Raw genomic sequence first — 25,335 nt, forward strand, 5'->3', positions numbered from 1 at the left:
CCTGGGGCATTGCGACAGTGAGGGGGCAGGTGGTTTACACGGGCTGGAATCGGAAGGCGAGGATATTCGCGTATCGGTATGGGCATTTGACGATGCCTTGAAAGCCATAAGCGATGGACGAATTTTTAATGCTGCTACCCTTATTGCTTTGCAATGGTTGGCATTGAATCGGACTGAGATCAGGGGGCAATGGTCGTGAGACTTTCGCGCGAGCGCTACCGTGTTGACCTTGTCGGGCTGCAAGCAGCCTGCGAGGCTAACTATGCGCGCTTAATGCGTTTGCTCCCGGACATGCGCAACCAACAACGCTCACGTCGAGTTGCCGTCACCCTAGGCGATCAAATGCTCGGTGTGTTGGCGGTTGAAGTCCTGCTCGATTGTCCTTACACCACCACCTTGCTAGTGCGCCAGGAACACAGCCTGCCGTGGTTGCCGGTGCCCAAACTCGAAGTGCAGGTGTACCACGATGCCCGCATGGCCGAAGTCATTGGCGCCGAACATGCGCGCCGCTTCCGTGGCATCTACCCCTACCCGAACGCCGACATGCACCAGCCGGACGAAAAAGCCCAGCTCAATTTGTTCTTGGGCGAATGGCTGAGTCATTGCCTCGCGTGCGGGCATGAGTTTGAAGTGGTGCGCTAAGCGCGGCATCACTCACACCTGCTGTCATTTCGTAGAATGTGACGCGGGTCTTGCGGATGGGCTTACTCTCACGGCTGCCACACCGCATAATCGTCTGCAAATAGCTCAAGGAGACGGCCTTGCCGAGCGCCCCTATGTCTACCGCCAATTCTTCAGTCCTGCTGGTTCAGCTGTCTGACAGTCATTTGTTCGCGGGTGCCAGCAGTAAGTTGCTGGGCATGAATACCCGTGACAGCCTGAATGCGGTGATTGAGCGGGTCTTGGCCGAGCAGCCCACTATTGATTTCCTGATTGCCACTGGGGATTTATCTCAGGACGGCAGCGTTGAGTCCTATGAAGCGTTTCGTCTGGCCAGCGCGCAGATTTCTGCACCCGCGCGCTGGATCCCCGGTAATCATGATGAACTGTCGGAGATGCTTGAGGCTGCGAAGCGCAGCGAGTTTCTGGAGTCCATCGCCGATGTGGGGGGGTGGCGCGTCACGATGTTGGACTCATCGGTGCCCGGTTCGGTGCCCGGCTACTTGCAGGACGCGCAGTTGCAGATGTTGGCCCGCTCATTGAGCGAAGCGCCGGAGCGTCATCACTTGGTCTGTTTACACCACAATCCGGTACCCATCGGTTGCGCCTGGATGGACCCGATTGGCTTGCGCAATCCTGACGCGTTGTTTGCGGTACTGGATAGATTCCCGCAAGTGCGCGCGGTGCTGTGGGGCCATGTTCACCAGGAGTACGATCAGATGCGCGATAACGTGCGGCTGCTGGCGTCGCCTTCAACCTGCATTCAGTTCACACCGGGCAGCGTTGAATTCAAGGTCGACACTACAGCGCCGGGCTATCGCTGGCTGCGTCTTCAGGCCGACGGTCAGATTGAGACGGGCGTCTCGCGAGTCGTCGGCCTGGACTTTGAAGTGGACTATGGCGGTGAAGGCTACTGAACGACATGTCTCGTTTTTAAAGGGAAATATCCGAAGGTGAGTTATCCGGCGTTACTCCCTGTAAACTCCGCGTCATTGTTGTGATCGAGAGCGTCCAGGAGCGGGTATGACCGGCGAACCATCCACACTATTGTATATCCATGGTTTGAACAGCTCGCCGCTGTCGAACAAGGCCAGCCAGTTATCGGCGCTGATGCAATCGTTAGGTCTTGGCGCACAGTTGCGCATTCCGGCGCTGCATCATCATCCGCGCCAGGCTATTGCTCAGCTTGAGGCCGCGATTGCCGAGTTGGGTCGGCCATTGCTGGTCGGCAGCTCCCTCGGCGGCTACTATGCCACCTACTTGGCTGAGCGCCACGGCCTCAAGGCTTTATTGATTAACCCGGTAGTCAATCCGCATCGATTGTTCGACGGGTTTCTCGGCACTCAGCAAAATATGTACAGCGGCGAAAGCTGGGAGTTGACCCACGACCATGTCGCGGCCTTGGCTGAGCTGGAAGTGCAGCCTCCGCAGGATCCGCAGCGTTTCCAGGTGTGGTTGCAAACCGGGGACGAAACCCTCGACTATCGCAGCGCCCAGACCTTTTACCGAGCCTGTGCCTTGCGCGTTCAGGCAGGTGGCGATCACAGCTTTCAAGGTTTTGCTGAGCAAATGCCGGTAGTGCTGACAATCGCGGGTTTTGCATCAGAACTAATTGACGAACACCTGTAGGCGCTGCCGAAGTCTGCGATAAGGTCGGAATGACCTTCAATCGACGGCTGCTACTCAGCCGATCGCAGCCTGCGGCAGCTTCTACAGAGAAACTCCGAATTTTAACGAATCACTGACGACGAGACCCCATGGCCAATCCCAGCGCTAGCTCTTATAACGCAGACGCCATCGAAGTCCTCTCGGGCCTCGACCCGGTTCGCAAACGCCCGGGCATGTACACCGACACCACGCGGCCGAACCACCTCGCCCAGGAAGTCATCGACAACAGCGTCGATGAAGCCCTTGCCGGGCACGCCAAATCGGTGCAGGTCATCCTTCATGCGGACAACTCGCTGGAGGTATCCGATGACGGTCGCGGCATGCCGGTGGACATTCACCCGGAAGAAGGCGTGTCCGGTGTCGAGCTGATCCTCACCAAGCTGCACGCGGGTGGCAAATTCTCGAACAAGAACTACCAGTTTTCCGGCGGCCTGCACGGCGTCGGCATATCCGTGGTGAACGCGCTCTCGAACCAGGTTCGGGTGCGGGTTAAACGCGATGGCAACGAATACGAAATGACCTTCGCCGATGGCTACAAGGCCAGCGAACTCGCGGTTATTGGCACCGTCGGCAAGCGCAATACCGGGACCAGCGTGTACTTCGCGCCGGACCCTAAATATTTCGACACCCCGAAATTTTCCGTCAGCCGTCTCAAGCATGTCCTCAAGGCCAAGGCTGTTCTGTGTCCGGGGCTGCTGGTCAGCTTTGAAGACAAAGCCACTGGCGAGAAAATCGAGTGGCATTACGAAGACGGTCTGCGCTCCTACCTGGAAGATGCGGTCAGCGACTTCCTGCGTCTGCCCGACGTGCCGTTCTGCGGCAGTTTTGCCGGTAATAAAGAAGCCATCGACTGGGCGCTGCTGTGGTTGCCCGAGGGTGGCGACAGCGTTCAGGAAAGCTACGTCAACCTGATCCCGACTCAGCAGGGCGGTACCCACGTCAACGGTTTGCGCCAAGGTTTGCTGGACGCAATGCGTGAGTTTTGCGAATTCCGCAGCCTGCTGCCGCGTGGCGTCAAGCTGGCGCCGGAAGACGTGTGGGAGCGGATCGCCTTCGTCCTCTCGATGAAGATGCAAGAGCCGCAATTCTCCGGTCAGACCAAAGAACGGCTGTCTTCCCGTGAGGCGGCAGCTTTTGTGTCTGGCGTGGTTAAAGATGCCTTCAGCCTGTGGCTCAATGCTAACTCCGAGCTGGGCATGCAACTGGCCGAACTGGCGATCAACAACGCCGGTCGTCGCCTGAAGGCCAGTAAGAAGGTCGAGCGTAAGCGTGTCACCCAAGGCCCGGCGTTGCCCGGCAAGTTGGCTGACTGCGCCGGGCAAGACCCAATGCGCTCCGAGCTATTCCTGGTGGAAGGTGATTCTGCGGGCGGGTCGGCCAAGCAGGCACGGGATAAAGAGTTCCAGGCGATTCTGCCGTTGCGCGGCAAGATTTTGAATACCTGGGAAGTGGACGGTGGTGAAGTGCTGGCCAGTCAGGAAGTGCACAACATCGCCGTCGCTATTGGTGTCGATCCCGGCGCAGCGGACATCAGCCAGTTGCGTTACGGCAAAATCTGCATCCTCGCCGACGCCGACTCCGACGGCCTGCACATCGCTACGTTGCTCTGTGCGTTATTCGTCCAGCATTTCCGTCCGCTGGTGGATGCGGGTCACGTGTACGTGGCGATGCCGCCGTTGTATCGGATCGACCTCGGCAAAGAAATTTACTACGCGCTGGACGAGGCAGAGCGAGACGGCATTCTTGATCGTCTGGTGGCCGAGAAGAAACGCGGCAAACCCCAGGTCACTCGATTCAAAGGTCTGGGCGAAATGAACCCGCCGCAACTGCGCGAAACCACCATGGACCCGAACACTCGGCGTCTGGTCCAGCTCACGTTGGATGATTACGCGGCGACCTCGGAAATGATGGACATGCTGCTGGCGAAGAAACGCGCTGGCGATCGCAAGACTTGGCTCGAATCCAAAGGCAACCTGGCCGAGGTTCTGACTTGATGCGACGTTGGTTAGCTGCATTATTGCTGATTGCGTCTCCGGCATTTGCAGAACCGCTTCCCCAACTGAAAATGCTGGCCGAGCATGCTGTCGATGGCATGGTTGGCGGTAACCTTTCCGGCTTGGCCTCGTGCAACGGTGAGTTATGGACCGTTTCGGACCGCGACGACGCGTTGCTCTACCGCCTCGACACCTCCGCACCGGTATGGAAAGCCGAAGGACAAGCGATTCAAGTACCTCCGGTGCCAGACAGTGGATTGCCGTTTACCCTGGTGTCCATGGCCAAAGCCGCAGCACTGGCGCGCGGTGGCAGCCTGGACTTCGAAGGCGTGACCTGCGACGCCGCAGGTAATCGCTATCTAGTCAGCGAGGGCTTTGCAGCGGTGCTGCAAGTGCCGGTAACGGGTGCACCAAACTGGCTTCCACTACCCAAGAGTGTGGTGCAGCAAGCGCAGGCCAGCGGTTTGCTGCATAACTTCAATGCGATCTTCGAAGGCATTGCTATCAACCCTGCCGGTGATCAGTTATGGCTGGCGGCTGAGCGTGAAAAGCGCGGATTGCTGTTGGTGCAGCGTGAGCAGGGTGCCTGGGGCTGCAAAGGGAGTTGCGTAATTCTCAGTGAGGACGGCAAAGAAACGATGCCCGCGCAAATGGGCGCCCGTAAGGTGTCGAAAGATTTTTCTGATATTTCACTGTTTGAAGGCAAGTTGTTCACCCTCGAACGTGCGGCTTACCAAATCTGCCGCCGCGATCTGACCACCGGGGCGGTCGAGCGTTGCTGGTCATTCGCCGATGACGCCTTGGTACCCGCGAAGCGTTATGCGCAAAAATATGGTTTGGCTGAAGCGCTGGTCATTGACGCCGATGGCGCGTGGATTGGCGTCGACAACAATTTTGGTGCGCGAGCCGACGGTGAGAAACGGCCGATTGTCTGGCGTTTCGCAGCCCCCAAAGACGGCTGGAGCGCCAAGCCTTGAGCCAGGCACTGCCTGGAAAGCGCGCCGGACGGGTGCTGATGATCCTGGCATGGTGCGCCGGTCTGTTTTTGGCAACCCGTTATTTTGGCGTATGGGAGCACCGTCAGGAAAATCCCAACGCAGCCGTAACGTCGCAACATGTCGGCGGTTATATTCAGGTTCTACTGCAAGGCAACGCGCAGGGGCACTTCGTCGGTAACGCGCAAATCAACGGCAAAACCGTGGAGTTTCTGCTTGATACCGGTGCGACCGACGTTGCGATCCCTGCCGATGTCGCGGACACCCTGCACTTGAAACGTGGCATGCCGGTCACCACCAGCACCGCCAATGGCATGGCCCAAGGCTTCCGGACTTCCCTGGAGCGCTTGCAGATTGGCGACATCGTCCTGCATGACGTCCGTGCCATGGTCTTGCCGGGCCTGGATGGCGAACAGATACTGCTGGGCATGAGCGCAATGAAGCAACTCGAATTTACCCAGCGCGGCGGCACCATGCTGCTGCGCCAGACCACACAATGATGAGGCTTGCATGAGCGATTCCCTTGACCTCAGCCTGGATGGCGTAGAACGCCGATCACTGGCTGACTTCACAGAACAGGCCTACCTCAACTACTCCATGTACGTGATCATGGACCGCGCCTTGCCGCATATCGGCGACGGCCTGAAGCCTGTACAGCGGCGCATTATCTACGCCATGAGTGAGTTGGGCCTTGATGCCGACTCCAAGCACAAGAAGTCGGCGCGTACCGTCGGCGACGTACTCGGTAAATTTCACCCCCACGGTGACTCTGCGTGCTACGAAGCCATGGTGCTGATGGCGCAACCGTTCAGTTATCGCTACACGCTGGTAGACGGCCAAGGTAACTGGGGTGCGCCGGACGATCCGAAATCATTCGCCGCCATGCGTTACACCGAAGCACGGTTGTCGCGGTACTCCGAAGTGCTGCTCAGCGAACTCGGCCAGGGCACGGCGGATTGGGTGCCAAACTTCGATGGCACTCTTGATGAGCCTGCTGTGTTACCCGCACGTTTGCCGAATATCCTGCTCAACGGCACTACGGGTATTGCTGTCGGCATGGCCACCGATGTGCCGCCGCATAACTTGCGCGAAGTAGCGTCGGCATGTGTGCATTTGCTCGATGATCCGAAAGCGACCATTGAGGAGCTGTGCGTACACATCAAAGGGCCGGATTATCCGACTGAAGCCGAAATCATTACACCAAGCTCCGATTTGCTGAAGATGTACGAAACCGGCAAGGGCTCGGTGCGCATGCGGGCGGTGTACCGCATCGAAGACGGCGACATCGTGGTGACCGCGTTGCCGCATCAAGTGTCCGGCGCCAAGGTGCTGGAACAGATCGCAGCACAAATGCAGGCCAAAAAGCTGCCGATGGTTGCCGACTTGCGTGACGAGTCTGATCACGAGCACCCGTGCCGTATCGTGATCATTCCACGCTCCAATCGGGTCGAACTTGATGAGCTGATGCAGCATTTGTTTGCCACCACGGAGCTTGAGTCCAGCTACCGGGTCAACGTCAATATTATCGGTCTGGACGGCAAGCCCCAGCTCAAGAACCTCAAAGCGTTGCTCAGCGAATGGTTGGTGTTCCGCATCGGCACGGTTCGTCGTCGTCTGCAGTTCCGTCTGGATAAGGTCGAGCGTCGCTTGCACCTCTTGGACGGTTTGCTAACCGCGTACTTGAACCTGGATGAAGTGATTCACATCATCCGTACCGCTGAGCACCCGAAAGCTGAATTGATTGCTCGTTTCGATCTGTCTGAAATTCAGGCTGACTACATCCTCGACACCCGCTTGCGTCAGCTGGCTCGCCTGGAAGAAATGAAACTGCGCGCTGAGCAAGACGAGCTGCGCAAAGAGCAGGCGCGTCTGCAAACCTTGTTGGGCAGCGAAACCAAGTTGCGCAAACTGGTCCGCAGCGAGCTGATTGCTGATGCCGAAACCTACGGCGATGATCGCCGTTCACCCATCGTTTCCCGGACTGAAGCCAAAGCGTTGTCGGAAAATGAGCTGATGCCAACCGAGCCGGTAACGGTTGTGCTGTCGGAAAAAGGCTGGGTACGTTGCGCCAAAGGTCATGATATCGACGCAACGGGGCTTTCTTATAAAGCTGGGGATGGTTTCAAAACCTCCGCGGCGGGGCGCTCTAACCAGTTTGCAGTGTTTATTGACTCCACCGGGCGTAGCTATTCACTGGCGGCCCACACGTTACCTTCCGCACGTGGCCAAGGCGAACCGTTGACGGGCAAGTTACAGCCGCCACCGGGTGCGACCTTTGAATGTGTGTTGATGCCGGACGACGATGCCCTGTACGTGATCGCCTCTGACGCCGGTTATGGTTTCGTGGTCAAAGGCGACGATCTGCAGGCCAAGAACAAAGCGGGCAAAGCACTGCTCAGCTTGCCCAATGGCGCCAAGGTGATTCTTCCTCGTCCGGTCACCGACCGTGAGCAAAACTGGCTCGCCGCGGTAACGACTGAGGGGCGTTTGCTGATCTTCAAAGTCAGCGATTTGCCGCAACTGGGCAAGGGCAAGGGCAACAAAATTATTGGTATCCCCGGTGAGCGCGTTGCCAGTCGCGAAGAGTATGTGACTGATCTCGCAGTGATCCCTGAGGGTGCAACGTTGGTGTTGCAAGCGGGTAAACGCACACTGTCGCTCAAAGCAGATGATCTGGAACATTACAAAGGTGAGCGCGGCCGACGCGGTAACAAGCTTCCCCGCGGCTTCCAACGTGTAGATGCGTTACTGGTCGAAAACGCGTCATAAAGGCCATTTTTGGCGTCTGGTCTTCGTTTTGACACGAAGATCGACGCATAATCGCTGGAGTCACAGGCAATATTCACGGATGATATGGGGTCTTGGTTCACCAGCGTGGCTGAGTGCCTCCATGTTCAATGTGAGTATTTTTTACACTGTGATCCGCCGTGTGGCGGCTATCTGGACGGGATGATGAATTTTTTGCGCCTTCCTTTTGTATTTTTAATGACCACTGTTTTGGGTCTGGTGGGGTGTGCCGTCAAGCAACCTACTGCTCTTTATCAACTTGACGCCGGTCAGCCGGGGCAACCTAAACAAAGTGCTGGTCTGGCCGTTTTATTGGGGCCAGTTTCAGTGGCGGATTATCTGCAGCGTGAAACCCTGTTGCAGCGTCAGCCAGACGGCAGCTTGACCGCATCGGCCGACGGTCGTTGGGCTGGCAGCCTGTCTTCAGACATTGATCAACTGTTGTTACGTCAACTGGCCTGGAGGCTGGACAGTCAGCGCGTGGTGCTGGCCCCGGCCACCACCAATTTTACCCCCGACGTGCAGGTGCTGCTGTCCATTACCCGGCTCGATTCGGGCGTGAACCAGCCAGCGATCCTGGATGCCCAATGGCGCTTGCTTGATCGCAAAGGCCAGGTTCGTGACAGCAAACTGGTGCACATGGAGGAGCCGCATTTGGGTAGCTCAGCAGCCCAGGTGAAGGCACAAGGTGTGTTGTTGCAGCGTTTGGCGGACCAGTTAGCCGTCGCGGTCAAGCCTCTGGCTAACCAGCCGGCAGATGAACCGAAGAAAGTAGCGCCCGCTCAGGTGCGCAACACTAAGGACCAAGACAAGCCAAAAATGCCCATGGCCTCGCCGATCAGAACCGACATGGAGATATTCCGCTTCTAATCAGGTGGAGTATTGCCCCACAAAAAGCCCGCAGTGATGTGGGCTTTTTTGTGGGTGGCTGTCCGGTTCTGAATCCCTATGGGAGCGAATTCATTCGCGAAGGGAACACCGTGGTTTACCTGATATACCGCGGTGCTGCTTTCCCGAATGAATTCGCTCCCACAGGGTCGCGGTATAATTGCCGGCTTGCGCTTTAAACCTTGCCGTGGCTTTCGTGCATGCGTGATAGCTGGCGTTCGAGCATTGATGGGTACGGTTCCATCAAGCGCTCAACGCAGCACGCGCCTTCTGGGCTGGCGATAGGGCGGATGCGGGCGCGTTGGCGGATCAGCGGGTCGTCGTTGATCTTGCGCTCTACCAGCAGCAGATTACGGCTATGTTGCGACAAGGCCAGTGCGCTTTGCGCGGTATCGGTCAGCAGCAAGTCGATCTGGCTGAGGCCGGACAACCCTTTGCCCAGCGTCAGGCCCAATTGCAATTGCAGGGTGATGCCGCTGTCAGCCACTTCTATTTGCAGTGCGTGACTCAGGGCACGCAGCAACTCGCCGCAGCAAATGGCGTTGGTCAGGTAGTCGTCACCGCTTTCCTGGCTGTGAAACAACATCAACGTGCTGCCGTCATTCAGCGTGTGCAGTTCGCTCTCATAGAGTGACGCCGCCTGATCGATACAGTCGCGGTAGCGTTGTAGCAAGTCAGTCAGGCGGGCGCGGGGCAAGCGACGCAATTGATCCTGGGAGCCGAGTTGCACCGCCAACACGGCGCTGCTCTGTGGCAACGCCGGTGCAGCGGGTGCTTTCACGATGGGTCGGATCACCGGCGCTGGCGTGGAGTGGTCGCGCAGATCCGCGAACGGGTCTTCTTCGTCCTCTTCATCTTCTTCAGCGACGACGCGCCGTTTTGCAGTCATTGGCACGCGAGGTTTTGGCGACTCATCAAAGTCGGTGTCGTGCAGGTCATCACCCGCAAACATCGGTTCAGTGTTGTCGTCCGCGTCCAGGTACGGATCGTCACCTTCGTCTTCATGGTGCTCGGGCTCGGGGAGCGGCACGGGCTCCGGCGGCTCTGGCGCAAAGGCGGCATGCAACTCCCGAGCGAGGTCACCAATTTCATCCTGGCGGTCGGTGGCCGGCGTATGTTCGTCGATATCCCGAAGCCACACGCGCAACTGCAGCAGCGGCGTCGAAATATAACGGCCAAGACGTAAGCTCAATGCCAATGACAATGCCAGCAGAATCCCGCTGAGGATGCCCATGCTTTGCAAGCTGATGGTCATTGGTTGCTGAAATTGGGTCATGTCCAGGCTGATACGCAAGTGCCCGGCCATTACATCCTGAAAGGTGATCTTGATTTCATACAAGCCTTCGGCTTCACCCAACAAGCCGTTTTTCGGGCGTCGTCCGGCTTCGGCGAGGATCCGGTTGTCCACGCTGTAGATGGCGGCATGAGCCACCAGCGGGTTTTTCACCAGATTGCCCAGCAGCACGTTCAGGCTAAGGATGTCGTTGGACACCAGCAGCTCAGTGGCGGAGGTGGCTGTCTGCGTCGTCAGGGCCTGGCCTAGCGCGTCCGCCTGTTCGTGCATGGCCTGCTTGAATTGCAGGCCCATGACACCGGCGTAGATCAGCAGCGCCACGGCGACGAGGATCACGTTATGGCTGGCTATACGCAAAGCAAGCGGTACACGGCGATGGCGCAATGCCCGAAAGATCAGCAGGAAGAAGTTATCGGTTTTAACTGGCTTGGGCCGGTTCACTGAGCACGGCTCTTTTGGTGAAGTTGCCGCGCAGTATAACGACCGACCCATGTGCGGCAAAGCGCTCGCTGTGCCCGATGGTCACTGAAAGTGGTTAGAATGCGGTTTTTTTCCACTGCGGGGGTGCGCCTTGCACGAAATCGTCCTGATAAACATTACCGGTGAAGACCGTCCGGGTCTCACCGCTGCCATTACTGGGGTACTCGCCCAGGGCGGCGTGAACATTCTTGATATTGGTCAGGCGGTGATTCACGACACCTTGTCTTTTGGCATCCTGGTTGAGATTCCCGGGACCGAGCAAGGTTCGTCGGTACTCAAAGATATTTTATTTACAGCCTACAAGCTCGATCAGCAAGTGCGCTTCACGCCTGTGTCTGAAGAGGATTATCAGCAGTGGGTCGAGGGCCAAGGTAAAGCGCGGCACATCGTGACGTTGTTGACCCGCAAAGTAACGGCCGAGCAATTGCAGCGCGTCAGCTCTATCACGGCCAAGTACGGCCTGAATATTGATCAAATTGATCGACTCTCTGGGCGCATGCCGCTGGACACGCCGGCTGACAAAGGCAAAGGCTGCATCGAGTTCTCGGTGCGCGGTGAGCCGGCTGATCCGAAGGCGATGCAGGCTGAATTCCTCAGCGTGGCGCAAGAACTCAACGTTGATATCGCGTTCCAGCAGGATTCATTATTCCGGCGTAACCGACGTCTGGCTGTGTTTGACATGGACTCGACGCTGATCGAGGCCGAAGTCATCGATGAGTTGGCCAAGGCGGCAGGCATCGGTGAATTGGTTTCTGAAATCACTGAGCGAGCCATGCGCGGCGAGTTGGATTTTCGTGCCAGTTTCAAAGAGCGCCTGGCCTTGCTCAAGGGGCTGGACGTCAGCGTGCTCGACGAAATAGGTGCCTCGTTACGCCTGACCGAAGGCGCCGAAACGCTGTTCGCAGAACTCAAACGTTTGGGTTACAAAACCGCAATCCTGTCGGGTGGTTTCACCTATTTCGCCAAGCAACTGCAAGCCAAGCTCGGCATCGACTATGTCTTTGCCAATGAATTGGAAGTCATTGATGGCAAAGTCACCGGTGTGGCCATCGAGCCCATTGTCGATGCTCAGCGCAAGGCAGATTTGCTGCGTGAGTTGGCACACAAAGAAGGTTTGAGCCTGGAGCAGACGATTGCCGTCGGTGATGGCGCCAACGATCTGCCGATGCTTGCAATCGCCGGCCTTGGCGTGGCATTCAGGGCCAAACCGCTGGTTAAGCAATCCGCTAAACAGGCGATTTCGACGCTGGGGCTGGATGGGATTCTGTACTTGCTCGGCTTCCGTGATCGCGACGGACGCGGCTGATAGTACTGCGACGCTGGTGTGCAACAAGCCTATAGGAGGGGCGTGGCGTTCGCTGTTACAGCAACGTCCACAACGAATCGAATTCTTCGTCGTGCCCTGTCCCGGTAGTGTCCGGTTTATGCGGCGCTTCAATCGTTTTGTATTCAAACTGATTGAAGCTGCCAGTGCCGCTGCGGCGCTTGCCCAGGTCGGCGCGGTGTTCTTCACCGCTGTTGTTGATCATCACGTTCTGCCCTTCCTGAAACGGCAGGCGTGGCGCCAGCAACGTCGCGGGCTGGTCAATAGCCCGCACTTCCGGCAGTAACAGTGCGCGCAGGTACGGGCTGGCCTGGTCGGTGTTGCGCGTCAATTGCAAACCGCACGGCTGAGCAAAGGGAGCTACCAACTCAATGCCCATTTGTGTACCACCGCTGCGTACCTGCCGAATCCAGCGCACTACCGCGATGCTCCAGCCTTGGCCGTTGCCATCTTGGATGCCAGCCATCTCCCCGGCTTGCAATTGACTGGGCACGTCTTTTGGCCACGCCAGGCAGTATCCGCCAGGGCTGTGATTGATAACGTTCAATACATAGAGGGGGAACGTCTGTTGACTGTTCGACGTCGTTTCACCGCCATCCACTTCCACCTGCTCATATTGAATCTCTTCATAGGAATGGGCAGAGGAGAGGGGTAAGTTGTCGAACGCTATCGTCCAGGCATCACTCGAGGTGCTATTGGCGAACTGGGTACTAAATTGCGCCGCTTTGCTGACGGCGGGCACTTTGAGCAGTTCGTTGAACGATTTTTGACCGCCGAGGTAGTAGTGCAAGGCGCTCATTCCGATACATAGCGTCAGGTTGCCTTGACCCGTCGTGCGCTGAAAGGTGCGCTCAGATACATCACCCCAGGCTGCGGCTAAGTGTTGCAGCAAATCCAGGGTGAAACCGTGGGGCACCAACAGCGGCGATTGGGCCCGTTTGTCTGCGGGTAAATCCAGGTAGTCCTTGATGGCGGCCGCCAGCGGCAGAGGGTTGATGCCCAGCAGGCTTGGCAATTGCTCATCCAGGTACAACGATTTATAGCGCGGCGGTGCGTCTACCGATTGCGCGACCGCAAACAAACTCGTGGCTTCAGCCGGAGATTGCAGTTTGACCAATGCACTCCACGGCTCCAGTACCTCCGCTAACCGGCCAATATTCATTTGGCGCATTTGATTGCAGCGCGAACAGCCAAGTAACAGCGCCACCACGTAGGTCTGTTCGACGCTTAGGGTGCTGGTGTGATTGGCTAGGCTGTCGGGCACGGCAATATTGTGCAGTTGAAGCTGGCGGGCAATAAGGTAGATCTGGTGCAGTTCCAGCCACGAGCCTTCCGGTACTGGACAATACAGCTGGCTTGCACGGATCAGCGGACCATTCAGGCTGTGCAACGCACGTTGCAAAGCAGTGGTCAGCAGTGTGGTGCGATCTTTGGAAAAGCGCGGGGTGATACGCATAATGATTTGTTTGTAGCCCACCGCCAGATGGCTTTGTAAGGCCTGGCACAGGTTGGCCACCTTGCGCGGGCGCTCATCAAGCACAATGGCCTGGTTGAGGAAGTGCCGCTCAAGGTTTTTGCAGACGTAATACACCTCGATGCGCAGCAATTCGAGCAACTGTAGGCGATTTTCGCTGGGGGTCAGGAGCTGATTAAGCTCGCCCAGTGCTTTATAGAGGAGTCGGGCCGTTTCGCCGAGATTGGCTTTAGGCAGCACAGAAATCCAGCGTTTCATGTCGCGCGGTGTAGGTTCACAGAACGACAGGCTCGACTGTGTAGGCGTGGGCGCACGCAACAACAGATGGAGGCTTGGATTACTCATGTGCCCGGAAAACTCCAATCTTGCAATGGCTCGACTTCAAACAAAGCCAGGTCCTACGACCGACTCTAGCAGCATAGGCTTGTGCTGACAGCTCTCGATAACCGAATCCCCTCGATTGCTGACGAGTTGGCCGGTCAGCTTATCGGGGGAGGCCGTGCTAGAAGGTGTGACGTGAAGTCACACCTGTACCGCAACACCTAGCGCCTGACCCATTTGCACGGGACTGAGTGCACCCAGTTGTTGCGCCCACTTCACCTGATTGGGCCCAAATAAAACGATGGCGGTTGAGCCCAGCTTGAAACGCCCAAGTTCAGCGCCCTTTTCAAGATGGATCGGCGCGCGAGCCGCTTCGTCGTAACGCACGGTTTTTAGCTCGCGCTTTGGCGGTGTTACCAACCCTGCCCAAACCGTTTCGATCGACGCGACAATCATTGCGCCCACCAACACCACGGCCATCGGGCCAAGCTCAGTGTCGAACACGCAAACAACGCGCTCGTTACGAGCAAACAACTCTGGGACGTTTTCAGCCGTCGTCTGGTTGACCGAGAAGATCCTGCCAGGCACATAAACCATTTCACGCAATGTGCCAGCCAATGGCATGTGCACCCGGTGATAGTCTTTTGGCGACAGGTAAACCGTAGCGAACTGGCCGCCCATGAAAGGCGCGGACAAGTTGGCATCGCCACCCAGCAATTCAAGCACGCTAAAACTGTGGCCCTTGGCCTGGAAGATTCGCCCATGTTCAATCGGGCCCAGCTGGCTAATGGCGCCGTCGGCCGGGCTGAGAATTGCCCCGGGGGTTTGATCCGGTGGACGTGCGCCAGGTTTCAAGGCACGGGTGAAGAAATCGTTGAAATGGTCGTAGGCGGTCAGGTCTTCAACCAGTGCTTGTGACATGTCGACCTGATAACGCCGGGCAAACCAGGCAGTGAAGGCATTCTTGAACCAGCGTACTCGGCATTCGGCAACGCAGCCGGCCAGGCGGGACAGCAAGTGGTGCGGCAACAGGTACTGGCTGAAAATAAACAAACGCTGTTTCATCAAAATTCCTAACGTGTTCTGGATAGATAGCGACACTGTGTAGCGTGTCTTATTTTTCGACCGGCGTATCAGGGTGGTTGCCCCATTCGCCCCACGAGCCGGCATAGCCTTTTACTCGCGGATAGCCCAGTGATTTGGCCACCAGATAAGTGAAGCCCGAGCGGTGGTGGGTCTGGCAGTGGGTGATCACTTCTTTGTCTGGGGTAATACCGAGTTTTTCGAGGATTTGCGGCATGTCCTTGCGAATACGCAGATTGCGCGTTGTGTCCATGCCAGCGGTCCATTCAAAGTTCACTGCGCCAGGCACGTGACCTGCCTTAGCCGCGAGCACCTTTTCGCCAGAGTATTCGGTGGGCCCGCGTGCATCCCAGACGGCCAGATCAGTAGCGCCCAGGCGACTTTGCAAATATTCGCGGGTCGCAGTAGGTTCGCTGTGTAACGTCAGTGGCACCGGGCCGCCAGCGTTTGCCGGCGCAACGGTGGACAGGGGCAAGTCGTCACCGCGCCAAGCGTGTAACCCGCCATCCAGATAGTGGTACTGAGAATGGCCAATGACATCCAGCAGCCAGATGAAGCGCCCGGCCCAACCGCCACCTTCGTCGTCATAGACCACGTAAACCGCTTTTGGATTATGCCCCAGCTCACCGAACAACACTTCAAGCTGTGCCTGCGTGGGCAGCAGCCCCGGCGCAGGCGCCTGGCCTAGTTGGGTACGTTTGGGATCAACAAAGTGCGCACCTGGAATATGCCCGGCGCCGTAGCTTGCGCTGCTGGTCAGGTCAACGAGGACTAACTCCGGCGCCTCAAGGCGAGCCAGCAGGTCCGCAGGCTCGATCACCAGCGGCAAGCTAGAGAATTCAGACATGCGAGGTCTCCAGAAAAAGAGGCGAATTGTAACGTACGCGTCAGGCTTTGCGGTTGCTAAAGCTGGCGAGTGCGCGTTCGATGCATTGCGCCGTTTTACCGAACGCCTGCACGCTGATTTCCGAGAAGGGCCCGCCCCCTTGATCCGCAAACACCAGCATCACGACTCGGTCGTTACTGCTGAGCGAGCGCAGCAATAAATGCTCGCCCGTGAACAGGGCTTTCAACTGGCTGGGCAACAATGCCGCAAACTGGGCAGTGTTGGCGGGGGTCAAGCGCAGTTGTGTCGGCTGCGCAAGCAGCCGCTGCAACACGGTGCTGCTGGCGATGTTCAGGGTCAGGTTAGCCGCTTCTTTATCCAGCCCCGCAATCTGATGCACGCGCAGGATGGTCATGTTGCGGTCGGTCATCAACAACATAACGCGTTGCATACCGCATGCCACCAAAGCGTCCCGGGCGAACGTTGTCAGGTGCATGGCATTGTTAAAGCGACTGGGTTCGACCAGCAACTCTGCACAATACTTGCGCCATGCGGTCAGCGCTTCTGCCGATGGGGGCGGGGCGGGCAACATGCCGCGATGAACTCGTCGCGTTTCCCACGGCCAGATCAATGCTTCGGCGGGGTGCCAAACACCTTTGGACCAATGGTTGCGAGCGCTCTGCGCCGCGTGTTGGTGAATCTGTTGTTGCAGGTCGTCCAATGGGGTTTGCAGGTACAGGCTGGTGAGCAATTGCCAGCGTTCACTCTGTGGGCTGTCCCAGGCGTGTTGTGCTGACAGTGCAATACCGTTGGCCAGCAAGATGGTCATGGCGGGTTGATTAAGCCAGCGACGCAGTGATGGATCTGCGTCGAGCAGCTGCCGTTGGTGCAGTGGGTTCAAGTGGCCACGAGCGATGCGTAACACTTTAACCAGCAATCGACGATCATCAATCAGCGAATGGTAACCCTGGGTTACCCACATTGGCAGGCGCCAGAGTTCCGCTAGCGCCAGGCAGAGCTTAACCAGGCTGACGCCAAATAATTCTTTTTCGACTTTCTGCGCGGACTCACCTTTATGGATGACCCGTAATTCCCAGTCTTCGAGCAATTTTGGGTGCGCGATCGCCATCGGCCACAGCGGCGACAAGAACAGCAGGCTGCCCCAGTGAATGTCTTGCCAAAGTCGCGCCAGCCGCCCGGCGAATAAACCGTTAGCCTGTTGGGTGGCGTGTTGACTGATCATTTGCAGCTGACGCAGCGTGCCCGGAATTTCATCCCGTTGCATCGCAGGCAACCGTTGCAGCAATTCTTCGGTGCGCTTGAGGCCCAAGCGATTAATTGCAACTTCAAGGCTTTCCGCGGGCTCTGTCATACCGGTGCTGTGATGATTCGCTTCACGTAGGACGCAGAGCACCAGCGCCGGACTTTCTTGCATCAATTCGGCAATATCACGCATTGAACGACGACTGTCGCCGAGCGCACCCAATACGCGGTCATGGCTGGAAACGGGCACAGGCAATCGAACCCCGTCCAGCTGTTTGAGCCAGGCATCAAGGGTGCGCGGAACGGGTAGCGATGCTGGGGATTCTGGTGGCATGAATACGGCCTGTACGGCAAATTATTAGGGCAATTTCGGATGCCAGTTCCAAGTCATTGAAGCGCCAAACGCCCCGCTATAAGGGTCGAACTGGCTTTTCGCCTTAACTGACTATAGTCTGGCGCACTTATGCCGATAAGTAGAAGAAGAGTTTCAATAACTTCCGCTCATGACCCCGAAACCGACTCAGTAAGAACTCTCTCTATATGGCTAAAATTATCGGCATCATTGTCGTTTTCGCGAGCGTTCTCGGCGGATACGTCCTGTCACACGGCCACATTGCAGCGCTGATACAGCCTTTCGAGGTCATGATCATCGGCGGTGCGGCATTCGGCGCATTCCTCCAGGCCAACCCTGGCTATATGACCATGCACGTGATCAAAAAGTCGTTGAAGATGTTCGGTTCGCGCTTCAGTCATGCTTTTTATATGGAAATTCTCGGTCTGATCTACGAGATTCTTAACAAAAGCCGTCGTGAAGGCATGATGGCGATTGAAGGGGATATTGAAGACGCCTCGGCAAGTCCAATTTTTGCCAAATACCCTGCGGTGCTTAAAGACGAGCGTATGACGGCCTACATCTGCGATTACCTGCGGATTATGTCGTCTGGCAACATGGCGCCCCATGAGCTTGAAGGCTTGTTCGACATGGAACTGCAAAGCATGAAGGAAGAGCTGGAACATCCTTCACATGCGGTGACTGGCGTTGCTGACGCCATGCCCGGCTTTGGTATCGTTGCTGCGGTGCTGGGTATTGTTGTGACCATGGCTTCGCTGAGTGACGGTGACCAGGCGGCAATTGGTATGCACGTAGGTGCGGCACTGGTCGGTACGTTCTTCGGTATTCTCGCGGCCTATGGTTTTTTTGGTCCGCTGGCGACTTCCCTGGCCCACGATGCCAAGGAAGAGCTCAATGTGTTCGAGTCCATCAAAGCTTCGCTGGTTGCTTCGGCGTCCGGCATGCCGCCTTCGCTGGCGGTGGAGTTCGGTCGTAAGGTCTTGTACCCCAAGCACCGCCCTAGCTTCAGCGAGCTTGAGCAAGCGGTTCGCGGACGCTGAGTCATGGAAAATAATCAGCCGATAATCGTTAAGCGCGTCAAGCGCTACGCCGCCGGGCACCATGGCGGTGCCTGGAAAATTGCCTTCGCCGACTTTGCGACCGCAATGATGGCGTTCTTTTTGGTGCTGTGGCTGATGTCGTCCGCTACGCCGCAGCAGAAAATCCAGATTGCCGGTTACTTCAAAGACCCGATCGGGTTCACCGAAAGTGGCACGCCTTACATCATTGACTTGGGTGGATCGCCAGCATTGGCTCCGGACAAAACTTTGAACCCCGAGGTCAAGTCCGAGCCGCAGCCAGACAAGATTAAGACTGAGAGCGAACAGGCCGAAACCCTGGCGGAGCAAGTTGAGCAGGAGCGTCTGGACATGCTGCTGCAAGAACTGCAAACCAAAGTTGACGAAAACCCGCAACTGAAGAAATTCAAAGACCAGATCCAGTTTGAAATCACCCAGGATGGTTTGCGTATCCAGATCATGGACGCTGAAAACCGGCCGATGTTCGACATAGGCAGTGCCCGCCTGAAACCATATTTTGAAGACATCCTGCTGGCCATGGCCGACACCATCAAGTCGGTACCCAACAAGATCAGCATCAGCGGCCATACCGATGCCACGCCTTATGCGGGTACCGGTGAGTTTGGTAACTGGGAGTTGTCTGCGAACCGTGCCAACGCTGCACGCAGAGCATTGGTTGCGGGTGGTTATCCTGAGCCGCAGGTGGCAAGGGTTGTGGGGTATGCCTCGTCGTCGCTGTATGACAAAGAGCATCCGCAAAGCGCGGTCAATCGACGTATCGACATCATCGTATTGACCAAAAAAGCTCAGCAGCGCATCGAAGGCGCGCTGTCTCCATCGCCTGACAATGGGGCGCCTGCAAACGCGACGCCTGCGACGCCAAATACTGCGCCAGCAGCTCCGGGTGCGCCGGGTGCTTCAATTGCGCCAGTCGATCCGAAAGCCCCTATTCAGCCTCATGAGCTTCGGCAAAAACTGAATATTTTTGAAGATGGCACGCTGAAGATGGACGAGACCAAGAACTAATTGTTGATCACCACCCCATCCCCTATGGGAGCGAATTCAACAGGCAGCACGGTTTGCCTGAAGCACCGCACTGCCTGCTTCCCGAATGAATTCGGTCCCACAGAGGTTTAGGTTGAACCCTGAATCTTGGCTCTAATCAGTAACTGTTTTCCGGCAAGCTGGCGATGATCGAGCGGTAGCTGTTCATCCGTTGCTGTTGCACGCGGCCTTCTTCGAGGGCCTTGAGCAATGCGCAGCCGGGTTCGCGATCGTGTTTGCAATCGCGGAAGCGGCAAGTGCCGATCAAGTTATTGAACTCAATGAAACCGGCCTCTACATCGGCACGGCTGACGTGGCCCAAGCCAAACTCGCGAATACCCGGGGAGTCGACCAGATCGCCGCCACGGGGGAAGTGGAACAGGCGCGCAGTGGTCGTGGTGTGAGTGCCTTGGCCGGACTGCTCCGACAGCGGGCCTACACGGGCTTCAACTTCGGGCAGCAAGCTGTTCACTAGCGAAGACTTACCTACACCGGATTGCCCCACAAACACACTGATGCGCCCATCCAGCTGATCTTGCAGCTGCTGCATGCCGTCGCCGTGATGCGCAGAGACTTCCAGCAACGGGTAACCCAACTGCCGATACACCGCCAGCAGCGCATTCAGTGCCGGGGCGTTTTGGTCGTCGATCAGGTCGGCCTTGTTCAACAGCAACAGAGGGCGAATGCCTGCATGCTCAGCCGCGACCAAATAACGGTCAATCAGGTTGGCATGCGGTTCAGGCAAGGGTGCGAAGACGATCACGATCATATCGACGTTAGCCGCCACGGGCTTCAATTGGCCTCGGCTGTCTGGGCGGCAAAGCTCAGTGGTGCGCGGCAGTTGTGCAACGATGACGCCGATGCCCTGATTGCCTGCGCGCCAGACGACGCGATCGCCTGTCACCAATGCGGGTAGGTTGGCGCGCAGGTGGCAACGGAACACTTGACCGGATTCCTCGCCTTCCTGGGCCTCGACTTCGACCTGTACGCCGAAGTGCGCGATCACAAGCCCTGTCTGCTCGGGGCCGAGGTCTCCGCCCTCAAGGGTTTCAAGGGTTGCCGATTCACGTTTGGCTGCACGCGCGGCGCGCTCGCCTTGAATCTTTTCGATGCGCCAGTTTTGACGACGATTGAGTTGGCGTTTGGCCATGGGTGTTCCGATTAGATAAAGCAGCTGATTAGATAAACGCGAAGGAGTCTAGCACGCTCGGCTAGGCTAAACTGCGCGCCTAAGTTGAGGAGCGCCGACATGCAGAACAAGCAAAACCTGATTTGGATCGACCTGGAAATGACCGGTCTGGATCCTGACACCGACGTCATTATTGAAATGGCGACCATCATTACCGACAGCGAGTTGAACACGCTGGCTGAAGGTCCGGTGATTGCTGTGCATCAAAGCGACGAGACGCTGGCCGCCATGGACGAGTGGAACACCCGTCAGCACGGCGGTTCTGGCTTGGTTCAACGGGTTCGTGACAGCCGCATCAGTGCCGCCGAAGCCGAAGCGCAAACCCTGGCGTTCATTCAACAATGGGTGCCAGAGCGCAGCTCGCCGATCTGTGGCAACAGCATCTGCCAGGATCGCCGCTTCCTGTACCGGCACATGCCATTGTTGGAAAACTACTTCCACTACCGCAACCTGGATGTGTCCACGCTTAAAGAGCTGGCGGCACGATGGGCACCTGAGCTGAAATACAAAAAAGGCGGCACCCACTTGGCGCTGGACGATATCCGCGAATCCATCGGTGAGCTGCGTTACTACCGCGAGCACTTTATTAAGGTGTGATCGGCTCTCAGACCGGAACGATGCAGAGACTCTGTGGGACCGAGTTCATTCGGGAAGCGGCTAGCACGGTTATCAGAATGACCGCATTGCTGCTTTCCCGAATGAATTCGGTCCCACAATGGGTAGATTGCAGTTGTAAGGTTAGACTGCGCGCCTTTGTTGCAGGGATGCCCCCATGTTGCTGATACTTTATTTGATCGCCATTACTGCCGAGGCCATGACCGGTGCCTTGTCTGCGGGACGGCGGGGTATGGACTGGTTTGGCGTGGTACTGATCGCCTGCGTCACGGCGTTGGGCGGTGGTTCGGTTCGCGACGTATTGCTCGGCAACTACCCGCTGACCTGGGTTAAACACCCGGAATACTTGATCCTCACCAGCGTCGCCGCTTTAGTGACGATCTTTATTGCGCCTTTGATGCGTCACCTGCGCTCACTGTTTTTGGTGCTTGATGCGTTGGGCTTGGTGGCGTTTACCTTGATCGGTTGCATGACTGCGCTGGAAACCGGCAACGGTTTGATGGTGGCCTCGGTCTGCGGCGTGATAACCGGCGTGTTTGGCGGGATTCTGCGGGACATCTTCTGTAATGACATCCCGCTGGTGTTCCGTCGCGAACTGTATGCCAGTGTTTCCTTTGCGGCGGCGTGGTGCTTTCTGCTCTGTCATTACGTGGGATTGCCGAGCGAGCAGGCGATTCTGATAACCCTCTCGGGCGGCCTACTGTTTCGGCTGTTGGCGATTAGGTTTTGCTGGGAAATGCCCAAGTTCGTTTATCGAGACATGCCGGAATAGCGCGTTGCCGATAGTTCAACCTGTGGGACCGAATTCAGTCGGGAATCGGTTTTACATCCGGCATCACTTACATCTGACCTGACGCCTTCCCGAATGAATTCGGTCCCACAGAATGTGTAGATATGCACGAGGCATCAGCGCCCGTGCTGCCGCAGCGCCCATTCAACGTGCTCTCTAACCAACTCTGACGGGTGTTCGCGCCTTGCCTCCAGCGCTTCCAGCACCGGAATGGTTGAGGGCGCATTCCCCAATCCGACCGCCAGATTGCGCAACCAGCGCTCATACCCCGCCCGGCGCAGCGGCGAACCTTCGGTATTGCTAAGAAACGTGTCTTCATCCCACAAGAACAATTCGGCCAACCCAGCGTTGTCCAGATTATGCCGGGGCTGAAAGTCCCCTTGGCTGGTAGGCCGGGCGAAGCGGTTCCACGGGCAGACGATCTGGCAGTCATCACAACCAAATACCCGGTTACCAATTAATGGGCGCAGTTCTTCGGGAATGGCGGTTTTAAGCTCGATGGTCAGGTAGGAAATACAACGTCGGGCATCCAGTTGATAGGGCCCGACAAAGGCTGCCGTTGGGCAAATGTCCATGCATGCCGTGCACGTTCCGCAGTGTTCGCTGGCGTGGGGCGGGTCAACCGGCAGTGCTAAGTCGACAAATAATTCGCTGAGAAAGAAGTAACTCCCCGCTTTGCGGTTCAGCACCAAGGTGTTCTTGCCAATCCAGCCCAGGCCGGCCTTTTCAGCGATAGCCTTTTCTAGAACGGGCGCGCTGTCGACGAACGCCCGATAACCAAAGGGGCCGATGAGTTGCTGAATACGGTCGGCCAATTGCTGCACGCGCTTGCGAATCAACTTGTGGTAATCACGGCCTAATGCGTACCGCGACACGTAGGCCTTTTCTGAATCGGCCAAACGCTGAACCATTTCAGTGTCGCCTGGCAGATAATCCATGCGCAGCGAGACCACACGCAACGTACCGGGCACTAACTCCTCAGGGTGCGAACGTTTGCTGCCGTGGGCTGCCATATAGTCCATCGCGCCGTGATAGCCCGCATCCAGCCAGCGCTGCAAATGCTGCTCGTGCTCGCCCAAATCCAGGTCAGTAATCCCGACTTGCTGGAAGCCCAGCTCGCGACCCCAGTCCTTGATTAATTGGGCTAGGGCGGCCAGGTCGGCAGTAATTGGCTGATTGGCAGTAATAACGGGCATGCGAAGAGGGAAACCGGGGCTGAGTTGCGTATAATTCTGCCAGACATCGGAGCCCGATAACGCATGCAACTGACTAAACCTCAATTACCCGACGCACTGTACAGCGCTGCACAGGTGCGCGACCTCGATGCTCGGCTGATTGCCGCAGGCACGTCTGGGCTGGAATTGATGCAGCGGGCAGCGCATGCAACCTGGCGCGCACTGCGTCGTCGCTGGCCCGATGCCCATGAGTTGACGGTAATGGCCGGCCACGGCAACAACGCCGGTGACGGCTATTTAGTTGCTGCGCTGGCCGCGCGCGCGGGCTGGAAGGTGCAAGTGTTTGCCGTGGTTGATCCGTCGCGATTGTCCGGTGATGCCGCACGGGCCCACGCCGAGGCCTTGGATGAACACCTCAGTATCGAAAGCTGGAATCCTGAGCGGAAGTTGAACGGCATCGTGCTGGACGCCTTACTCGGGACCGGCTTGAGCGGGGAAGTACGTGAGCCTTACCTCGGCGCGATCAATGCGATTAACGCCAGCAGCTTGTCCGTGGTAGCAGTGGATATTCCTTCCGGTTTGTCCGCTGACACGGGGGCCATATTGGGCGTCGCGGTGCAGGCACTGCTGACGGTGACCTTTATCGGTCTGAAGCTGGGGTTGCTCACCGGCGATGCTGCAGACGTCGTGGGCGAGTTGGTGTTCGATGATCTGCAGGCAGACTCGACCATCGTCGAGCAAATCCCCGTCAGCGCTCTGCGCTTGGATGAGTACAACGCGCCGCGTCTGGCGCCTCGACCGGCAACTGCTAATAAGGGCATGTTTGGGCGCGTGCTGCTGATAGGCGGTGATCGCGGCTTTGGCGGGGCCATTCTGTTGTCGTCCGAATGTGCGTTGCGCAGTGGCGCAGGCATGGTGACGCTGGCGACTCGCCAAGAACATGTGCCTGCTGCCTTGGCCCGGTTGCCGGAAGTAATGTGTGCAGGCATCAGCTCTTCAAACCAGCTAGGTGGGTTAATCGAGCCTGCTGCGGTGTTGGTGGTCGGGCCGGGGCTGGGGCAGGGAAGTTGGGGGCGCGCATTGTTATCGGCAGCGGCCAATGCGCAGCGACCCCAAGTCTGGGACGCCGATGCCTTGAATCAGTTGGCGCAGGGCTGGGTTACGTTGCCATCGCACAGTGTGATCACGCCGCACCCAGGTGAGGCTGCGCGTCTGCTCGGCATCAGCACTAAAGAAGTCCAAGCGGATCGTCCGTCCGCGGCGCACTCGTTGGCGCAAAAATACAAAACGGTCGTGGTGCTTAAGGGCTCGGGCAGTTTGATTGCTGATGTCGATGGGCGCCTGGCCTTGTGTGATCACGGTCACCCGGCCATGGCCACGGCTGGTTTGGGCGATGTGTTAGCCGGCCTGATTGGCGCTTTGATGGCGCAGAAGCTGCCTGCCTTCGAGGCGGCTTGCCTGGCGGTCTGGTTGCACGCCCGCGCGGGTGAGAGCGCTGGGGTAATGGGCCGCGGCATGGCCGCCACAGATTTGATTCCGGCCATTCGTCAGTTATTGGAGAAGCATTCACCGTGTCAGAACTAACGCTGCATATGGTCAATGAAGACGCCATGATGAACTTCGGTTCGCGCATAGCGCAGGTCACTGCCGGGGTGGGTGTGATCTTTTTGGAAGGGAATCTGGGGGCGGGCAAAACCACCCTGTCACGCGGCATTATCCGGGGCTTGGGTCATGTCGGTGCAGTTAAAAGCCCGACGTTTACGTTGGTAGAACCTTACGAGATTGACAAGATTCGCGCGTATCACTTTGATCTGTATAGGCTGGTTGATCCCGAAGAGCTAGAGTATATGGGGATCAGGGATTATTTTGATGGCGGGGCGCTTTGCCTGATCGAGTGGCCCCAAAAAGGTGCGGGTTTTTTGCCAAAGCCCGACATGACCATTACCATTGAGCCGCATGCGGAAGGTCGAACGCTGGTTTTGACTCCGGAGAGCTCGCGTGGCGTTACGTGGTGTGCCGCTTTGGCTTTGGAATTTCAATAAATGATGGGGTTAG

Annotated in this window: 22 protein-coding genes and 1 pseudogene; 16 read left to right on the forward strand and 7 right to left on the reverse strand. The window is 57.3% G+C overall.

The genetic code is table 11. The annotated features are described in order from the left end of the window. From nudF to M0974_RS01120, 9 genes and pseudogenes are all read left to right on the forward strand, one after another. Positions 1-199: pseudogene (gene nudF / locus M0974_RS01080) on the forward strand (ADP-ribose diphosphatase); the annotation flags it as partial. Next, positions 190-642, forward strand: a complete 453-nt coding sequence (locus M0974_RS01085; protein ID WP_297831528.1) for a DUF1249 domain-containing protein — start codon at positions 190-192, stop codon at positions 640-642. The pseudogene nudF and the gene M0974_RS01085, both read left to right, overlap by 10 nt. 134 nt (positions 643-776) lie before the next feature. Then, a complete protein-coding gene (gene cpdA / locus M0974_RS01090; RefSeq protein WP_297831580.1) occupies positions 777-1,577 on the forward strand; it encodes a 3',5'-cyclic-AMP phosphodiesterase in 801 nt (266 codons plus the stop codon). 106 nt (positions 1,578-1,683) lie between these two features. After that, positions 1,684-2,289 (forward strand): YqiA/YcfP family alpha/beta fold hydrolase, encoded by a 606-nt coding sequence (locus M0974_RS01095; protein ID WP_297831531.1) that lies wholly within the window; start codon positions 1,684-1,686, stop codon positions 2,287-2,289. Between the two features lie 128 nt (positions 2,290-2,417). After that, complete coding sequence (gene parE / locus M0974_RS01100; RefSeq protein ID WP_297831534.1) at positions 2,418-4,322, forward strand: DNA topoisomerase IV subunit B; 1,905 nt, start codon at positions 2,418-2,420, stop codon at positions 4,320-4,322. After that, a complete protein-coding gene (locus M0974_RS01105; protein WP_297831538.1) occupies positions 4,322-5,299 on the forward strand; it encodes an esterase-like activity of phytase family protein in 978 nt (325 codons plus the stop codon). Before parE ends, M0974_RS01105 begins: the two co-directional genes overlap by 1 nt. After that, positions 5,296-5,817 carry a TIGR02281 family clan AA aspartic protease gene (locus M0974_RS01110; RefSeq protein WP_297831541.1) on the forward strand — a complete coding sequence of 174 codons (522 nt, stop codon included), beginning with the start codon at positions 5,296-5,298 and terminating at the stop codon, positions 5,815-5,817. The genes M0974_RS01105 and M0974_RS01110 overlap by 4 nt, the downstream gene beginning before the upstream one ends. A gap of 10 nt (positions 5,818-5,827) precedes the next feature. Beyond that, positions 5,828-8,086 (forward strand): DNA topoisomerase IV subunit A, encoded by a 2,259-nt coding sequence (gene parC / locus M0974_RS01115; RefSeq protein ID WP_297831544.1) that lies wholly within the window; start codon positions 5,828-5,830, stop codon positions 8,084-8,086. A 183-nt stretch (positions 8,087-8,269) separates the two neighbouring features. Next, positions 8,270-8,974 (forward strand): membrane integrity-associated transporter subunit PqiC, encoded by a 705-nt coding sequence (locus M0974_RS01120; protein ID WP_297831547.1) that lies wholly within the window; start codon positions 8,270-8,272, stop codon positions 8,972-8,974. A 193-nt stretch (positions 8,975-9,167) separates the two neighbouring features. Here the strand turns inward: M0974_RS01120 and M0974_RS01125 are convergent, their stop codons facing one another. Beyond that, positions 9,168-10,727, reverse strand: coding sequence for an AhpA/YtjB family protein (locus tag M0974_RS01125; protein WP_297831549.1), 1,560 nt, complete (start codon positions 10,725-10,727; stop codon positions 9,168-9,170). Positions 10,728-10,857: 130 nt separating this feature from the next. Between M0974_RS01125 and serB the strand changes: the two genes are divergently transcribed. Continuing rightward, the gene (serB, locus tag M0974_RS01130; protein WP_297831551.1) at positions 10,858-12,072 is read left to right on the forward strand and encodes a phosphoserine phosphatase SerB; all 1,215 of its coding nucleotides are present in this window, start codon (positions 10,858-10,860) and stop codon (positions 12,070-12,072) included. Between the two features lie 55 nt (positions 12,073-12,127). Here serB and M0974_RS01135 read toward each other — a convergent pair whose 3' ends face one another. The 4 genes from M0974_RS01135 to M0974_RS01150 all read right to left on the reverse strand — a co-directional run bounded on the left by M0974_RS01135 (position 12,128) and on the right by M0974_RS01150 (position 17,391). Continuing rightward, positions 12,128-13,909, reverse strand: coding sequence for a molecular chaperone (locus tag M0974_RS01135; RefSeq protein WP_297831554.1), 1,782 nt, complete (start codon positions 13,907-13,909; stop codon positions 12,128-12,130). A 177-nt stretch (positions 13,910-14,086) separates the two neighbouring features. Further along, positions 14,087-14,956 carry an archaetidylserine decarboxylase gene (asd, locus tag M0974_RS01140; protein WP_297831583.1) on the reverse strand — a complete coding sequence of 290 codons (870 nt, stop codon included), beginning with the start codon at positions 14,954-14,956 and terminating at the stop codon, positions 14,087-14,089. A 43-nt stretch (positions 14,957-14,999) separates the two neighbouring features. Beyond that, on the reverse strand, positions 15,000-15,815 hold the full coding sequence (locus tag M0974_RS01145; protein WP_297831557.1) for a rhodanese-like domain-containing protein: 816 nt from the start codon (positions 15,813-15,815) through the stop codon (positions 15,000-15,002). Positions 15,816-15,855: 40 nt separating this feature from the next. Beyond that, positions 15,856-17,391 carry an HDOD domain-containing protein gene (locus M0974_RS01150; protein WP_297831561.1) on the reverse strand — a complete coding sequence of 512 codons (1,536 nt, stop codon included), beginning with the start codon at positions 17,389-17,391 and terminating at the stop codon, positions 15,856-15,858. A 206-nt stretch (positions 17,392-17,597) separates the two neighbouring features. Here M0974_RS01150 and motA point away from each other — a divergent pair, with 206 nt between their 5' ends. Further along, positions 17,598-18,449, forward strand: coding sequence for a flagellar motor stator protein MotA (motA, locus tag M0974_RS01155; RefSeq protein ID WP_297831562.1), 852 nt, complete (start codon positions 17,598-17,600; stop codon positions 18,447-18,449). Between the two features lie 3 nt (positions 18,450-18,452). Beyond that, positions 18,453-19,493 (forward strand): flagellar motor protein MotB, encoded by a 1,041-nt coding sequence (motB, locus tag M0974_RS01160; protein WP_297831564.1) that lies wholly within the window; start codon positions 18,453-18,455, stop codon positions 19,491-19,493. A 136-nt stretch (positions 19,494-19,629) separates the two neighbouring features. Here motB and rsgA read toward each other — a convergent pair whose 3' ends face one another. Then, entirely contained in the window at positions 19,630-20,661 is a 1,032-nt protein-coding gene (gene rsgA, locus M0974_RS01165) for a small ribosomal subunit biogenesis GTPase RsgA (RefSeq protein ID WP_297831566.1), read from the reverse strand. Between the two features lie 99 nt (positions 20,662-20,760). Between rsgA and orn the strand changes: the two genes are divergently transcribed. Together orn and M0974_RS01175 are read left to right on the forward strand one after the other, a co-directional pair. Next, a complete protein-coding gene (gene orn, locus M0974_RS01170) occupies positions 20,761-21,297 on the forward strand; it encodes an oligoribonuclease (RefSeq protein WP_297831568.1) in 537 nt (178 codons plus the stop codon). A gap of 175 nt (positions 21,298-21,472) precedes the next feature. Next, positions 21,473-22,087, forward strand: coding sequence for a trimeric intracellular cation channel family protein (locus tag M0974_RS01175; protein ID WP_297831570.1), 615 nt, complete (start codon positions 21,473-21,475; stop codon positions 22,085-22,087). Positions 22,088-22,221: 134 nt separating this feature from the next. Here the strand turns inward: M0974_RS01175 and queG are convergent, their stop codons facing one another. After that, on the reverse strand, positions 22,222-23,301 hold the full coding sequence (gene queG, locus M0974_RS01180) for a tRNA epoxyqueuosine(34) reductase QueG (protein WP_297831572.1): 1,080 nt from the start codon (positions 23,299-23,301) through the stop codon (positions 22,222-22,224). 63 nt (positions 23,302-23,364) lie between these two features. Here queG and M0974_RS01185 point away from each other — a divergent pair, with 63 nt between their 5' ends. Together M0974_RS01185 and tsaE are read left to right on the forward strand one after the other, a co-directional pair. Further along, positions 23,365-24,864: an NAD(P)H-hydrate dehydratase gene (locus M0974_RS01185; RefSeq protein ID WP_297831574.1), complete on the forward strand. Its 1,500-nt coding sequence runs from the start codon at positions 23,365-23,367 to the stop codon at positions 24,862-24,864. Further along, positions 24,852-25,322, forward strand: a complete 471-nt coding sequence (gene tsaE, locus M0974_RS01190) for a tRNA (adenosine(37)-N6)-threonylcarbamoyltransferase complex ATPase subunit type 1 TsaE (protein ID WP_297831576.1) — start codon at positions 24,852-24,854, stop codon at positions 25,320-25,322. Before M0974_RS01185 ends, tsaE begins: the two co-directional genes overlap by 13 nt. The last annotated feature ends 13 nt before the right edge of the window (positions 25,323-25,335 follow it).

Source organism: Pseudomonas sp., assembly GCF_026224925.1.
Classification (GTDB): Bacteria; Pseudomonadota; Gammaproteobacteria; order Pseudomonadales; family Pseudomonadaceae; genus Aquipseudomonas.

Bases quoted from the DNA above. Each gene is read 5' to 3' on its own strand.
- M0974_RS01085 (WP_297831528.1), top strand. From the start codon at position 190: ATGGTCGTGAGACTTTCGCGCGAGCGCTACCGTGTTGACCTTGTCGGG.
- cpdA (WP_297831580.1), top strand. From the start codon at position 777: ATGTCTACCGCCAATTCTTCAGTCCTGCTGGTTCAGCTGTCTGACAGT.
- M0974_RS01095 (WP_297831531.1), top strand. From the start codon at position 1,684: ATGACCGGCGAACCATCCACACTATTGTATATCCATGGTTTGAACAGC.
- parE (WP_297831534.1), top strand. From the start codon at position 2,418: ATGGCCAATCCCAGCGCTAGCTCTTATAACGCAGACGCCATCGAAGTC.
- M0974_RS01105 (WP_297831538.1), top strand. From the start codon at position 4,322: ATGCGACGTTGGTTAGCTGCATTATTGCTGATTGCGTCTCCGGCATTT.
- parC (WP_297831544.1), top strand. From the start codon at position 5,828: ATGAGCGATTCCCTTGACCTCAGCCTGGATGGCGTAGAACGCCGATCA.
- M0974_RS01120 (WP_297831547.1), top strand. From the start codon at position 8,270: ATGAATTTTTTGCGCCTTCCTTTTGTATTTTTAATGACCACTGTTTTG.
- M0974_RS01135 (WP_297831554.1), bottom strand. From the start codon at position 13,909: ATGAGTAATCCAAGCCTCCATCTGTTGTTGCGTGCGCCCACGCCTACA.
- M0974_RS01145 (WP_297831557.1), bottom strand. From the start codon at position 15,815: ATGTCTGAATTCTCTAGCTTGCCGCTGGTGATCGAGCCTGCGGACCTG.
- M0974_RS01150 (WP_297831561.1), bottom strand. From the start codon at position 17,391: ATGCCACCAGAATCCCCAGCATCGCTACCCGTTCCGCGCACCCTTGAT.
- motA (WP_297831562.1), top strand. From the start codon at position 17,598: ATGGCTAAAATTATCGGCATCATTGTCGTTTTCGCGAGCGTTCTCGGC.
- motB (WP_297831564.1), top strand. From the start codon at position 18,453: ATGGAAAATAATCAGCCGATAATCGTTAAGCGCGTCAAGCGCTACGCC.
- rsgA (WP_297831566.1), bottom strand. From the start codon at position 20,661: ATGGCCAAACGCCAACTCAATCGTCGTCAAAACTGGCGCATCGAAAAG.
- orn (WP_297831568.1), top strand. From the start codon at position 20,761: ATGCAGAACAAGCAAAACCTGATTTGGATCGACCTGGAAATGACCGGT.
- M0974_RS01175 (WP_297831570.1), top strand. From the start codon at position 21,473: ATGTTGCTGATACTTTATTTGATCGCCATTACTGCCGAGGCCATGACC.
- queG (WP_297831572.1), bottom strand. From the start codon at position 23,301: ATGCCCGTTATTACTGCCAATCAGCCAATTACTGCCGACCTGGCCGCC.
- M0974_RS01185 (WP_297831574.1), top strand. From the start codon at position 23,365: ATGCAACTGACTAAACCTCAATTACCCGACGCACTGTACAGCGCTGCA.